The sequence below is a fragment of the Mesorhizobium sp. M0678 genome, assembly GCF_040320505.1.
Classification (GTDB): domain Bacteria; phylum Pseudomonadota; class Alphaproteobacteria; order Rhizobiales; family Rhizobiaceae; genus Mesorhizobium.
On sequence record NZ_JAMYPT010000025.1, the window covers coordinates 43,264 to 57,079 of the forward strand.

Below are 13,816 nucleotides of genomic sequence, written 5' to 3' on the forward strand. Positions count from 1 at the left end.
AGCCCGAGAACCGCTGATGACTGAAAATCGAAAGATAAGGCTTGGAGCCTTTGTTCGCGGACCGGGCCATCATGTCGCTGCCTGGCGCCATCCCGATGTGCCTGCCAATCCGGGCCTGAGCTTTCAGCACTATGCGGACGCCGCGCGCACTGCCGAGCGTGGCCTGTTCGACATGGTGTTTCTGGCCGACAGTCTCAGCGCGCGCAATGGCGAGCAGCCGATCGAGACCTTCGAGCGCACCGGCCATGTCGTGCATTTCGAGCCGCTGACGCTTTTGTCGGCGCTCTCGACCATCACGCAAGGGATCGGGCTCGTTGCGACCGCCTCGACCACCTATTGGGAGCCGTTCCACTTGGCGCGGCTGTTCGCTTCGATCGATCATCTCAGCGGCGGCAGGACAGGCTGGAATGTCGTCACCTCAGCCGATGCGCCGGCGGCGGCGAATTTCAGCCTCGACCAGCATCCCGTTCATGCCGACCGTTACGCCCGCGCCGAGGAATTCGTCGCTGTCGCGCAGAAGCTTTGGGACAGCTGGGACGACGATGCCTTCGTCGCCGACAAGGCTTCGGGGATCGCCATCGACCGGCGGGGCATCCACGCCCCGGACCATGCCGGCCGGCATTTCCGCGTCAAGGGACCGCTCAACGTCGCTCGCCCACCGCAGGGCCATCCCGTCATTGTCCAGGCCGGTTCTTCCAATGCCGGCCAGCACTTGGCGGCGCGAACGGCGGAGGTGGTTTTCACCGCCCACCCGACCATCGAATCGGCGCGCGGCTTTTACGGCGAACTGAAAGGCCGGCTGGGCTCGTTTGGCCGCTCCGCCGACAGCTTGAAGATCATGCCCGGTGTCTTCCCGGTCGTCGCGCCGACACGCACGGAGGCCGAGGGCAAGTTCGATGCGATCCAGCGCCTGGTCGATCCTGTGGTTGGTGTGGCGCTGGTTTCAGGATTGCTCGGCGGTGTCGATCTTTCCGGCCATTCACTCGACGGACCGTTGCCGGAACTGGGCAGTTCCGATGCCGTGAAGAGCCGCCTGAAAGTCGTTTCCGAATTGGCCGCGAGCCGGAACCTGACCATCCGCCAATTGTATCTCGCCGTTGCCGGCGCGCGCGGCCATTTCCAGATCGTCGGCACGCCAAAGGATGTGGCCGACATGATGGAGGAGTGGTTCGCCGGTGGCGCGGCGGACGGCTTCAACGTCATGCCGCCGATCCTGCCGACGGGCCTCACCGATTTTGTCGACCTCGTCATTCCGGAGCTGCAGCGGCGGCGTCTGTTCCGGACTGCTTACGAAGGCGGGACGTTGCGCGAGAACCTCGGCCTTGCGCGTCCGATCCGTGGCGCCGCTGAACAGCAAGAGAGGAAAGCATCATGAGCGACAGGACGATCGATTCGAAAATGTTTCGCCAATGGCTGGCGGATGGCGAAGAACTGGCGGTGCTAGACATTCGCGACAGCGCGACTGTCGGATACGCATCGCCGCTGTTCGCCACCAACCTGCCCGCGGCTCAGGTCGAGGCCGAGATCGACCGCTTCATCCCGCGCAAATCGGTGCGCACCGTGCTGGCGGACGACGGCAGCGGCGTTGCCGAGCAACTTGTCGAACGACTGGTGGGGTATGGCCGTACCCAGCTGTTTTCGCTGAACGGTGGAATTCCGGAATGGACGCAAAGCGGCGTTGAAGGCCTGCCGACCTTCGATACGCCGGGCGTCGATTTTTCGCTGGCGATCCGCGACGAGAAGGGGACCCCGGTCGTCAGCGTTGAAGAGCTCGCGGTGCTCAGAGGCCGAGGCGCCGACGTGGTGGTGCTCGACAGCCGCACGGTGGCGGAGTTCGAAAAGGACCATGTGCCGGGCGCCATCAGCGTGCCGGGCGCCGAGCTGGTGCTGCGCTTCGCCGACCTGGTGCCGTCACCGGAGACGCAGGTTGTCGTCTCCTGCGCCGGCCTGCCGCGCGCCATCATCGGGGCGCAGACACTGATCGATGCCGGCGTGCCCAACCGGGTCGCCTATCTGCACGACGGCACCAAGGCATGGCGCGAGGCCGGTCTTGCACTCGAAACCGGCAAGACCGCAATCTATGGTCCGGCAAGCGAGGATGCCAAGCGTTTCGCCGGGGAGCACATCGCAAAGCTTGCCGAAGGCGACAGCTTTCCCCGCATCAATGCGGCCAGGGCCGCGAACTGGGCGAAGGACGAAAAGCGGACGACCTACCTGCTTGACGTGCGCACGCCCGACGAGTTCGCCGAAGCGCATATTCCGGGGTCGATCGCGTCTGAGGGCGGGCAGTTGCTCGGTGTCGCCTATCGCACCATCGCCGTGCGCGGCGCCCGCGTCGTGCTGATCGACGATCTGCTCGGTGTCCGCGCGGCGACGACGGCGCATTGGCTGCAGCGGCGCGGCTTCGAGATCGCGATCCTCTTGTATGACTTCCAGTCGGCCAGCCTGGTGGAAGCGGCGTAGGGCAGGCGCACTGTCAGGCGATTTTTTCGGAGCCACTATTCGGCGGCTTCCGATTGGCGGCGACGGCCCGCCAGCACGTTCTTCTGCATCGCCGTCAGCGAAGACCGCACGGCTTTGGCGCCGTGCTCCAGCATCTTGGCCTCATACTCCGACAGCGCCTGGAGAAGCGGCTTGTCGCCGCGTTTGGCGGCCACCAGCTCTGGCACCAGCAGCCCGGCGTCGTAGATCGCGGTGTTGCCGCCAAGCGCGCGAAAATAGGTCATGGCGTGGATGGCATCGCCAAGCAGCGTCACCGGTTTCGTCGGCCAGGGATCGACAGGTTCGGAGCTGTGGACATGAAGCAGCGCCACCGTCGATGGGTCGGTGTAGCGGATGAGGTTGAGGATTTCCGGGTGCCAGTGGGCGATCTTCGAGATCAGCAGGTCAATCAGTTCTGAACCGGAGAGCTTTGCCAGCGCGTCGTCCGTGGCAAGTTCGTCCTTTTCATAGGCGGTGTTCCACCAGACATAGCTGGTGGTGTTGTTGAAATGGAAACCGGAAAAATCCTTGTGGGTGGCGTCGTCCAGCCCGATCAGTCCATGCTTTCGTAATGCGTCGACATTGACCCTGTGGCTGGTGACCATAAGCCCATGACCTTCGGTTGGCCTGACGCCGGCATTGTAGTCGAGTAGCAGCGGCGAGATCTGGTGAAGGGCTGCGGCATGCAGCGTCATCTTGCCGGCCAGGCGCCTGACGCCGGTGTCGAAGCTTCGCGCATGCGGCACCAGTTGCTGGCGCACGCGCGAGCGGGCGCCGTCGGCTCCGACCAGCACATCGGCATGGATTGCCGAACCGTCCTCGAAATGCGCGACGACCGAACCATCCGGCTGCTCGTCGTAGCGTGAAAAGACCTTGCCATAGCGCATGATGCCGTCGAGGCCAGAGAGCAGCACCTGGCGCAGCGTGATACGGCTTACCGATTTTTCGATATGCGTGTCGTCGGCCTCGCCCAGCGCGTTGCCGCCGCCCCAGGCATCCTCGCCCAGGATCTTGAAATTCTCGTCCAGCAGGATGTTGCGATCCGGCGCCTGGCCGAGCGTGGCGACAAAAGCGTCGTAGAGTTCCGGCGGCAAATTGGCGATCAGCGAATCGATGCCGCGCTGGCGGATGCGCAGACGAAAACCCTGGACATAGTCGGTGCGGGCGCGGTCCTTCTCGAAGACCGCGACACTGATGCCGTTCTTCTTCAGGCCTTGCGCCAGTGTCAGGCCGCCGGGGCCTCCGCCGATGATGGCGACTTCGACATGTTCTGTTGTCATGGCGCTCAACCGACCGCCGCGAGCCTGGGCTTGCCAGCGGCAATAGCCGGTGTCTCGGCCAGCTGCCGGGCGGTATGGCGGCTGAGCGTCGCCTTGGCGGCGATCGTGCGGATCATGTGGTTCTGCGGTGCGTGGGAACGGGCGGTCAGCGCATCACGGTGGTGGCGCTCAAGCTGGAAATCTCTGTTAAGGCCTGGATTGCCGGCAAGCTCCAGCGCCAGCGAGGTGACGGCAACGGCATTGTCGATGACGACATGCCTGACCGTCATGCCGTCGGTGCCCACAGGCCGGCCGGCGTCGACATCTTCGGCGAGCGAACGCAGCAGCCGCGTGCTGCTCGCAAGCCTGACCTCGATCTCACCGAGCCCTGCCTGGATGTGCGGCACGGTCGACAGCGGCGCACCAAGACTTGCCGGCGCGTGCGTGCTGACAAAGGAGACAAGCCGGTCACGGGCAGCACGGGCGGCACCGTGGTAGACAGCGCCGATCAGCGAAAAGAAGAACGCCGTCGCGCCTTCCTCGCGCCTCAGCGGCTCGGATGCCGGCTGCGCCTCGGTGATGTCTTCGGCAGGAACCGCAACATTATCCAGAATGATGTCGTCGCTGGCCGTCGCCCGCATGCCGGCGGCGTTCCATGTCTTTTCGACGCGCAATCCGGGCGCGTCGGTCGGCACCAGGAATGAAGCCAGACGCGGCTGCGGCTCGTCGGTCAGCGCCAGCAAGTTCACCCATTTCAGAATAGGAATGCCGGTGACGTAGTTCTTGTGGCCGGATATCCGCCAGACATTGCCGTCGCGCCGGGCAATGGTTTCGGGCGGCTTGCCATGGGCGGGCGAGCCAATCCGCGGCTCGGCTTGCGCGGCGTTGATCAAAGCAGGGCCAAGACGGCCGGCCTCTACAATCCGCTGAACCAGATGGCGCGGCCATTTTCCGGATTTCCGCATCGCATACTGGCTGTTGTAGTGCATGGCCAGCACCAGCGCCGTCGACGGCTCGCCACGGCCAATCTCGGCGATCACCGCCTGTGCTTCCGTCAGCCCGCCACCGAAGCCGCCATGTTCGCGCGCCGTGACCAGGCCAAGCAGCGCCGCCTGGTGAAGCCGGTCGAAATTGGCGAATGGGAATTCCCCGGTCGCGTCGTGATGCGCGGCGGTCAGCGCGAGATTGTCGGCAAGGCTGGCCACTCTGTCGAGGAGTTCCGGAAATCCTGAAATCGTGGAGGTCATGATGCTGGCTTTCCTCTCAGGCGGCGGCGCGCGTATCGACCAGATCGAAGGGTCGTCGATCGACCCAGGCCTCGACGTCGAAGTCGCCGGCGAGGAAGCCCCAGTCGCGCAGGAAATCCTTGTAGTGGGAAATCGCGCCGACCAGCTCAGGCTGCAGTCCGAGGCCGAGATGTTTGTGGACATCCGGGCCGTTGGCGGCCAGCACCTGCTCCTCGGTGGCACCGGCTTCGCGGGCGACGAAGCGCCTCGTCTCTTCCGGATGCGCCTCGGCCCAGGCGCTGGCGCGCAGGATGGTCTCGATCAGTCGCGCGACCAGATCGGGGCGTTTCTCGGCCAGCAGGTCATCGACGGTCAACACCCGCGGCGAACCGGAATTGATGCGGATGTTCGGGTCGGGGTGGAAGCCGAATTCGGCGACCTGGATGGCGCCGATCAGATTGGCGACGTTGATGCCGGCCGTGCCCTTCACATAGATGGCGTCGACCTCGCCCCGGATCAGGGCTGCGGCTTCCTCGCCATAGGCCTGCTTGCGCTTGAGGCCGAACAGCGACGGTCCTTCCTGGCTGTCGAGAACGCTGTCGGCCAACGCTATGTCGACGATCTCGACGTCGCCATGGCTGAGGGCTTCGAGCGAGAGGGCCGAGACCAGGCCCTTCAGCGCCGTCGCCCGCATGAAGTCGACGATGCCTTCGGGGCGCCGGGCGATGCCGAAGCGGCGGCCTTTCAGGTCCTGGGTTGTCCTGATGCCGCAACCGGGCAGGGCGATAATTGCCTGGAATTCGTCGGTCCAAGTGATGCCGACGAGACGCGTCTTGCGCCCTTCGGACCGCGCGCGGATCGGCGGCACGTTGCCGCCGTGGCGGAACGACCAGTCGAGCGTGTGGTTGAAATGGCTCTGGCGGATGTCGCGATTGGCCGAATCGATGATCGACTTCAATTCGATCCCCTCCTTGCGAAAGGTCTCGTCGAGAAGCCCGAGCTGTGCGGCGAGCCCGACAGGCGTCGGCACCGGGCAGCGTGTGTACCAGATTTCGGAGATCGCAGTCGCGGTCATGATTGCTCCTTAGGCGTTGCGCAGGCCAGCCTGCTTCATCAGCGGCAGGATGTTCTCGCCGAAGAATTCGAGGTCAGGCTTGAAATCGAAGAAGGACAGTTGCAGGCCGTCAATGCCGGCGTCCTTGAGCTTGACGAACTGGTCGACGATCTGTTCGGGCGTGCCGATGAGATAGATGTTGCCGCCGACCTTGGCGTAGGGATCGTCGCGGCCCTCGCGCCCCTTCCAGGCCTGGGCATCGCTGTTGAAGGTCTGGAAGCCTTTCGGCGTGCGGCTGTCGGCATGGGCGACGATCTCATCGGCGACCGCCCAGGCTTCCTTCTCGGTCGGCCTGCTGATGACCAGCGGGTTGAGCAGCGTGCGCACGGTGCGGCCGACGCCGAGGGCTGCGTCCTTCACCTTCTTCGTATGCGCCGGCAGCGCTTCCAGCGCGCTGGCGATATCGGAGCCGGCCGGGCTGGTGACGAAGACGATGTCGGAATAACGGCCGGCAAAGGAAATGCCGGCGTCGGAGCCGGTGGCATTGACCAGGATCGGCCGGCCGTAATTCGGCTTGGGCGTGACGAAGCCGCCATTGAGCTTCCAGCTCGATTCTCCGGAGAAAGAGAAATTCTCGTCATCCTGCCACAGCCGCTGCAGCACCTCGACGAATTCGGCGGCGAGTTCGTAGCGGCGGTCGTGCTCGATACGGTTCCAGCCGAACATTTCATGTTCGACGGCGCGATGGCCGGTGACGACGTTGATGCCCCAGCGGCCGCCGCAGATGTGGGCGAGCGTCATGGCGAACTTTCTCGGGTGGAGGAAGGGAACCCGTGCGAAGGACCGCGCACGGGTCAGGCTCAGGCGACGATATGGGCGGTTGCGAGGGAGCCGGCATTGCCCTCGGCGCCCACCGTGTGACCGGCTATGCGCCTGTTGTAGAGGGTGATTTCCGGTTGGCTGACGATGCCGATGTCGGGCAGGTCCTCGACAAGGATCTGCTGGATCGCGGCCCATTGCTCGAAGCGCTTTTCGTGGTCGACCTCGACGGCGGCCGCTTCAAGAAGTTCGTCGACCTTGGCATTGCTGTATTTCGAACCGTTGGAGAACGGCACGCCGGGCTTGAAATTCTTCGACCAGTAGAGCCGCTGTACGCCTACCGTCGGGTCGAATAGATTGCTCATGCCGTTGAAGGTGAAGTCGAAATCGCGGTCGGTGTAGATGCGCTTGGTGTAGGTGGCAAAATCCTGGCTGCGCACGGTGACCTCGATCCCGACCGCGGCCAATGCCTGCTTGATGTAGTCGGCGCCGCGCTTGTAGGTTTCGCCGCTCGGGACATAGTCGTGGACAAGCTTGAGCCGGGTACCGTTGGCGTCGCGCGGCAAGCCTGCTTCGTCGAGCAGTTTCTCGGCAGTGGCAATGTCGACCGGATAGGTCTTCAGGTCGGCGACGTACCACTTCTTCAGATTGGGGTTGATCGGGCCTGGAATGGTCGCGCCATAGCCATAGTTGATCGTCTCGCGGATGACGTTGCGGTCGATAACATGGGCGAAGGCACGGCGGACGCGAACATCCTGGAAATAGGGTTTCTCCAGGTTGAACTCGACCCGGCTGATGCCATTGGAATACTGATAACCCTGCTTCTCGAAGCCGATATGCGGCAGCGTTTCGAAGCGCTGCAAATCGCTGTACGGAATCGGCGTTGCCGGCGCCAGATCGATCTCGCCGGTCTCCAGCGCCAGCGCGCGCGCCGAAGCGTCCGGGATGAAGCGCACGATCAACCGGTCGAGATAGGGGCGCGGTGCGTCCCAGTAGTCAGGATTGCGTTCGTAAACGATGTGGCTGCCGCGCAGCCATTCCTTGAAGACGAACGGGCCGGTGCCGACCGGAGCGACGTTGACCGGATTTTCGGCTGCCTTTGTGCCGTCATAGAGGTGCTTCGGCACGATTGGCGTTTCGGCCGCAGCCAGGGCCGTGATCAGGTAAGGCGCCGGCCTCGACAGCACCAGCGTTACCGTCAGCGGATCCGGCGTCTGGATGTCTACAAGGTTGAGGAAGGTGTTGCGGCCGCGCGGATGAACCTCTCTGATCGTGGTGATCGAATAGGCGACGTCGGCGGCGGTGAACGGCTGGCCATCATGCCACTTCACGCCTTCGCGCAGCTTGAAGGTGTATTGCAGCCCATCGTCACTGACTGACCATTGTCTGGCCAGGGATGGGCGCGGCGTGAGATCGAAATCATAGGTCAGCAGGCCCTCGGTGGTCTTTGCCGAGACGTAGACCGAATTGAATGCCGTGTGGGCGATAGTCGTCAGCACAGGCGGCTCAGCCGAGAGCACCAGCGTCGCCGTTCCACCCTGTTTCGGCTCGGCGGCGTGGGCGCTACGCGATGCAGGCAACAGGGTCGCTCCGAGCGCGGCTGCCGAGATGCCGAGGAACCTGCGGCGGTTCGGAATGAGGAAATGAGACATCGCGCCCTGGTCCTTTTTTGCTGCCGGCTCCGATCGGCCGATCGTCGGCCACCGAGTTGAAAATCCGTTGTTCCAAGAGCGGGCCCGTTTGCGGAAAGATTTGGCCAACCCGCTCCCGCGCTTAAGATTTCATACTTCAAACAGCTAATTTTGTAGCATGAAATAAAATTCTATTCTGCAACGTAACCATTTGCAGGATAAAATTTCTTAAATCAGGTTTGACAATGTCTATAAATCTTGTCAACTAAAAAGCACGGAACTTTCCGGGAAACAGCAAACCCGCATCGTCAGCCACAGCCGGGATAGCGAAAACGATGTCGACCCTGACGCGCATTGGCAGAACCTTCCGGCGCACCGCCATCCAGGCGGTGCCGACCGTTCTGGGCATCGTCATCCTGAACTTCTTCCTGCTGCAGCTCGCGCCCGGCGATGCCGCCGATGTCATGGCCGGCGAGGCTGGCTCGGCCACTGTCGAAACGATGGCGGCGCTTCGCCAGCGCTTCGGGCTCGACAATCCGCTTCTCGTCCAGCTGTTCAACTATCTCTACAATCTGGCGCATTTCAGCCTCGGCTTTTCGCCACGCTACGGCATGCCAGTCGCCGACCTGATCGGCCAGCGGCTGCCCGGCACGCTGGTGCTGATGGCGGTGGCTCTGGCCGTCGCCATTGTGCTCGGCCTCGCCCTTGGATCGGTGATGGCGGTGTTTGCCGGGCGCCTGCCGGATCGTGTGCTCTCCGTTATTTCGCTGCTGTTCTATTCAATCCCGGGTTTCTGGATCGGCTTGATGCTGATCGTGCTGTTTTCGGTCAAGCTCGGCTGGCTGCCGAGCGGCGGCTCGGGAACCATCGGCAGCAACCTGACCGGCCTTGCCCGGCTCTGGGACAGGGCGCGCTACATGATCCTGCCGGCACTGTCGCTGGCGCTGTTCTACGTGGCGATCTATGCGCGGCTGACACGAGCGGCGATGCTGGAGGTCCAGTCGCAGGACTACGTGCGCACCGCCGCAGCCAAGGGCCTGCCGCCGGCCATCATCACCATTCGCCATGTCCTTCGCAACGCGCTGATCCCCATTACCACCATGGCCGGCATGCATGTTGGCGGCATGCTCGGCGGCGCCGTGGTTGTCGAGACTGTCTATTCCTGGCCCGGCCTCGGGCGTCTCGCCTTCGAAGCGGTCATGGGCCGCGATTTCACCGTGCTGCTCGGCATCCTTCTGTTGTCGTCGCTGCTGGTCATCATCGCCAACGCGACCGTCGATCTTCTGCACGCCTGGCTCGATCCCCGCATCGGAGTACGCTGATGGCTTCCACCGATTTCGCCGCGGGCGATGCCCGTTCCCGCCGTCTCCATGCCGATGCCCGCGGGCCTGCGGCACCGCCTGAACCCGAGGCAAAGAGCTGGAGCAATCTCCACGCGCCCGACGCACGCTCAGCTCCGGCAGCGTCGGTGCCGATAGCCGCTGGAGGGCGTGCGCTGAAGGTTTTCCTGAGCAATCCCAACGCCATGTTCGGCGTGGTGTTCCTGTCGTTGGTCGTGCTGGCCGCACTGCTGGCACCAGTCCTCTATCCGGCCGATCCGCTATCGATGGTGGCGCGGCCCTTCCTGTGGCCGGGCCAGAACCCAGCCTTCCCGCTGGGCACGGACTCCATGGGCCGCGATGTGCTTTCCGGCATTCTGCATGGCGCGCGGATTTCGCTGTTCGTCGGCCTGGTGGCGACCGCGCTCGGCCTCAGCTTCGGCATCCTGGTCGGCGCCGCCGCCGGCTACTTCGGCGGCTGGATCGACGACCTGCTGGTGCGCCTGATCGAGATCTTTCAGACCATACCGAGCTTCGTGCTTCTGGTCGTCATGGTGGCGATCGCGCAGCCGACCGCGCCGGTGGTGACGGTGGCGATCGCCGTCATCACCTGGCCGACGGTGGCGCGGTTGACCCGCGCCGAATTCCGAGCCATTCGCGAGAAGGATTTCGTCGTGGCCGCCCGCAGCCTCGGCTACGGCCATTCCCGCATTATCTTCCGCGAGATTCTGCCCAATGCGCTGCCGCCGTTGATCGTGACCTCGTCGGTGATGGTGGCGACCGCGATCCTGATGGAATCGGCGCTGTCCTTCATGGGCCTCGGCGATCCCAACGTCGTCAGCTGGGGCTCGATGATCGGAGCGGGCAGGGAATTGATCCGCACCGCTTGGTATCTGACAGCGCTTCCGGGACTGGCGATCGTCTTTACCGTGCTGGCGCTGAACCTGATCGGTGACGGCCTCAACGACGCGCTCAACCCGCGCTTCTCGCAAGAGCGATAGAGATGGCGGCTCCTTTGCTCAGGGTCGACAATCTGACGGTTCGCTTCCCGACCACCGAGCCGGTCAGCCGGCTGAGCTTCGAGGTCGGTGAGGGCGAGACGCTGGCGATCGTCGGCGAATCAGGCTCGGGCAAATCGCTGACAGCACTTGCCCTGATGCAGCTTCTGCCGCGCTCGGCGAAAATCCCTAATGGCAGCATCGAGTTCGGCGGCAGGAATCTGCTCGATCTCGACCAGAAGGCGATGCGGACCTTGCGCGGACGCGAGATCGCCATGATCTTCCAGGAGCCGATGACGTCGCTCAATCCGGTCCTGACCATCGGCCGGCAGATCACCGAGGTGCTGACCCTGCACGAAGGCATACGCGGCAAGGCAGCGCGGAACCGTGCCATCGAGCTTCTCAATCTGGTTCGCATTCCCGATCCGCAGCGGCGTATCGACGACTATCCGCACCAGCTTTCCGGCGGCATGCGCCAGCGCGTCATGATTGCCATCGCCGTTGCCTGCCGACCGCGCCTGCTGATTGCCGACGAACCGACGACGGCGCTCGACGTGACCATCCAGGCGCAGGTGCTCGACCTGCTCGATACGCTACGCCGCGAACTGTCGATGGCAGTCGTGCTCATCACCCATGATCTTGGTGTCGTCGCACAATGGGCCGACAAGGTCGTCGTCATGTATGCCGGCCGCAAGGTTGAACAGGCGCTGCCGGACGCACTGTTCAGAACACCTCTTCACCCCTATACGCGCGGCCTATTGGCCGCTTCGCCAAGGCTGAAGACCAATCTCCACTACCGCGACGCCAGGCTGACCGAGATTCCCGGCAGCATCGTCTCGGCCGCCGGCGAGAAGGGCTGCCCGTTCCGCCCGCGCTGCACGGTGGCGCGCGACAGCTGCGCCCATTTCGTACCCGCCCTCGTCGAGGTGAGCGAGGATCGTCTAGTCGCCTGCCCCTACAGCTTCATTCCGGAGGTTGCGCATGGCGCTGCTCTCGGTCTCTGACCTTTCCACCCATTTCCACGCCCAGGGCGGCACGCTGCGCGCCGTCGATGGCGTATCCCTCGAAGTCGGACGCGGCGAGACGGTTGGTCTCGTCGGCGAAAGCGGTTGCGGAAAATCGACGCTAGGCAAGACCATCATGCGGCTCGTCGACCCGACTAGCGGCAGGATCGAGTTCAACGGCACCGACATCACCGTTCTCGACGCGCGCCGGCTGAAGGCGGCGCGCCGTAATATCCAGATGATCTTCCAGGATCCGTTCGCATCGCTTAATCCGCGCCACACGATCGGCGACATCCTGACAGCACCACTGAAGGTCCATGGCATCGGCAACACGGCCGAGCGGCGCACCATCGTCGAGGACATCATCGAGCGTGTCGGTCTGCCGAGGGATTCGCTTGGCCGCTACCCGCATGAATTTTCCGGCGGCCAGCGCCAGCGCATCGGCATCGCCCGGGCGCTGATCCTCAATCCGGAACTGGTCGTCTGCGACGAGCCGGTGTCGGCGCTCGATCTCTCGATCCAGGCGCAGATCCTCAACCTGTTGGTCGACATGAAACGTCAGCTCGGCCTGTCCTATCTCTTCATTTCGCACGATCTATCAGTCGTCCGCTATTTCGCCGACCGGGTGCTGGTCATGTATCTCGGCCGCATCGTCGAAAGCGCCGACAATTCGATGCTGTGGACCTCGCCCCAGCATCCCTACACGCGCGCGCTGATGGATGCCGTGCCGGACCCGTCGCGGCGCCGCCAGGCCGCGCCGATCCATGGCGATCTGCCGAGCCCGCAGAACATCCCGAACGGTTGCCGCTTTCACACGCGCTGCCCGCTGGCGACGGATCTATGCCGTTCGCAGGAGCCGGCATTCCGGGCGATCTCGCCCGGACACCACGTCGCCTGCCACTACGCCGAACCAACCCTCAATTGAAAGTTCAACGGAGCAGAAAAATGTCCGATTACCGCTATCTTGGCCGCAGCGCCCTGAAGGTTTCGCCGCTCAGCCTGGGCACGATGATGTTCGGCGGGCCGACCGAGGAGACGGTCGCGCATCGCATCATCGACAAGGCGCGCGAGCAAGGCATCAACTTCATTGACACCGCCGACGTCTACCACAACGGCAAGTCCGAGGAAGTCGTCGGTCGCGGCATCAAGGCGACGCGCGATCATTGGGTCGTGGCGACCAAGTTCGTCAACTCGCATGACAAGGGGCCTAATCTCGGCGGCCATTCGCGCAAATGGGTGATCCAGACGGTCGAGAACAGCCTGCGGCGCCTGGGAACAGACTATATCGACCTGTTCTACTTCCACCGCGCCGTCTTCGATGCGCCGCTGGAAGAGCCGGTGCGGGCGATCGCCGACCTGATCCGCCAGGGCAAGCTGCGCTATTTCGGCGTCTCCAACTTTCGTGGCTGGCGCATCGCCGAAGTCGCGCATCTGGCCGATGAACTCGGCATCGACCGGCCGGTGGCCAGCCAGCCGCTCTATAACATCGTCAACCGCACCGCCGAGGCCGAACAGCTGCCGGCGGCCGCCTATTACGGTCTTGGCGTCGTCTCCTACAGCCCGCTGGCGCGCGGCGTGCTGACCGGCAAATACGAGCCGAACCAGGCGCCTGCCGCCGACACGCGGGCCGGCCGTGGCGACAAGCGCATCGCCGAGACCGAGTGGCGCCCGGAATCGATCGAGATCGCCAGGCAGATCGCGGCGCACGCAAAGTCACGCGGCATCTCGGCCGCCGATTTCGCGCTGGCCTGGGTGTTGAACAACCGGCTGATCACGGCGGCGATCGCCGGCCCGCGCACCGAGGAACAGTGGGACAGCTATGCGAAGGCGCTGGACTTCAGGCTGAGCGCCGAGGACGAGGCCTTTGTCGACCGCCTCGTCACCGCCGGCCATGCCTCAACGCATGGGTTCAATGATCCGAGCCATCCGGTCGAAGGCCGCGTGCCGCGTTCGGAGCCGGCCGCGCCGATCCCGCTGACACGGCCTCTGCGCGCCGCCTGACGGTCGCCGACGAAATGGCGGGGC

The 13,816-nt window shown here is 64.0% G+C and carries 11 protein-coding genes and 1 pseudogene; 7 read left to right on the forward strand and 5 right to left on the reverse strand.

The genetic code is table 11. The features are described 5' to 3' along the window. Nucleotides 1-13: 13 nt before the first annotated feature. Together NKI29_RS28645 and NKI29_RS28650 are read left to right on the forward strand one after the other, a co-directional pair. Entirely contained in the window at nucleotides 14-1,375 is a 1,362-nt protein-coding gene (locus NKI29_RS28645) for an LLM class flavin-dependent oxidoreductase (protein ID WP_352798045.1), read from the forward strand. After that, nucleotides 1,372-2,463 carry a rhodanese-like domain-containing protein gene (locus tag NKI29_RS28650; RefSeq protein WP_023679447.1) on the forward strand — a complete coding sequence of 364 codons (1,092 nt, stop codon included), beginning with the start codon at nucleotides 1,372-1,374 and terminating at the stop codon, nucleotides 2,461-2,463. Before NKI29_RS28645 ends, NKI29_RS28650 begins: the two co-directional genes overlap by 4 nt. Nucleotides 2,464-2,498: 35 nt before the next feature. On the opposite strand, the gene NKI29_RS28655 is transcribed toward NKI29_RS28650, so the two are convergent. The 5 genes and pseudogenes from NKI29_RS28655 to NKI29_RS28675 form a co-directional block, all read right to left on the reverse strand. Beyond that, a complete protein-coding gene (locus tag NKI29_RS28655; RefSeq protein WP_352798027.1) occupies nucleotides 2,499-3,761 on the reverse strand; it encodes an FAD-dependent oxidoreductase in 1,263 nt (420 codons plus the stop codon). A gap of 5 nt (nucleotides 3,762-3,766) precedes the next feature. Continuing rightward, nucleotides 3,767-4,987: an acyl-CoA dehydrogenase family protein gene (locus NKI29_RS28660; RefSeq protein WP_352798029.1), complete on the reverse strand. Its 1,221-nt coding sequence runs from the start codon at nucleotides 4,985-4,987 to the stop codon at nucleotides 3,767-3,769. A gap of 16 nt (nucleotides 4,988-5,003) precedes the next feature. Next, complete coding sequence (locus NKI29_RS28665) at nucleotides 5,004-6,041, reverse strand: ABC transporter substrate-binding protein (RefSeq protein ID WP_352798030.1); 1,038 nt, start codon at nucleotides 6,039-6,041, stop codon at nucleotides 5,004-5,006. A 9-nt stretch (nucleotides 6,042-6,050) separates the two neighbouring features. Next, nucleotides 6,051-6,842, reverse strand: a pseudogene (locus NKI29_RS28670) (LLM class flavin-dependent oxidoreductase); the annotation flags it as partial. A 38-nt stretch (nucleotides 6,843-6,880) separates the two neighbouring features. Next, nucleotides 6,881-8,491, reverse strand: coding sequence for an ABC transporter substrate-binding protein (locus NKI29_RS28675; RefSeq protein ID WP_352756605.1), 1,611 nt, complete (start codon nucleotides 8,489-8,491; stop codon nucleotides 6,881-6,883). A 314-nt stretch (nucleotides 8,492-8,805) separates the two neighbouring features. Here NKI29_RS28675 and NKI29_RS28680 point away from each other — a divergent pair, with 314 nt between their 5' ends. Genes NKI29_RS28680 through NKI29_RS28700 form a run of 5 tightly spaced genes read left to right on the forward strand, consistent with a single transcriptional unit; the run spans nucleotide 8,806 to nucleotide 13,792 of the window. Then, nucleotides 8,806-9,792, forward strand: a complete 987-nt coding sequence (locus tag NKI29_RS28680) for an ABC transporter permease (RefSeq protein WP_352798033.1) — start codon at nucleotides 8,806-8,808, stop codon at nucleotides 9,790-9,792. Beyond that, nucleotides 9,792-10,790 (forward strand): ABC transporter permease, encoded by a 999-nt coding sequence (locus NKI29_RS28685; protein WP_352798037.1) that lies wholly within the window; start codon nucleotides 9,792-9,794, stop codon nucleotides 10,788-10,790. The genes NKI29_RS28680 and NKI29_RS28685 overlap by 1 nt, the downstream gene beginning before the upstream one ends. 2 nt (nucleotides 10,791-10,792) lie before the next feature. Next, the gene (locus NKI29_RS28690; protein WP_352756602.1) at nucleotides 10,793-11,791 is read left to right on the forward strand and encodes an ABC transporter ATP-binding protein; all 999 of its coding nucleotides are present in this window, start codon (nucleotides 10,793-10,795) and stop codon (nucleotides 11,789-11,791) included. Further along, a complete protein-coding gene (locus NKI29_RS28695; protein ID WP_352756600.1) occupies nucleotides 11,769-12,716 on the forward strand; it encodes an ABC transporter ATP-binding protein in 948 nt (315 codons plus the stop codon). The genes NKI29_RS28690 and NKI29_RS28695 overlap by 23 nt, the downstream gene beginning before the upstream one ends. Nucleotides 12,717-12,736: 20 nt before the next feature. Continuing rightward, nucleotides 12,737-13,792, forward strand: coding sequence for an aldo/keto reductase (locus NKI29_RS28700; protein WP_352619568.1), 1,056 nt, complete (start codon nucleotides 12,737-12,739; stop codon nucleotides 13,790-13,792). The last annotated feature ends 24 nt before the right edge of the window (nucleotides 13,793-13,816 follow it).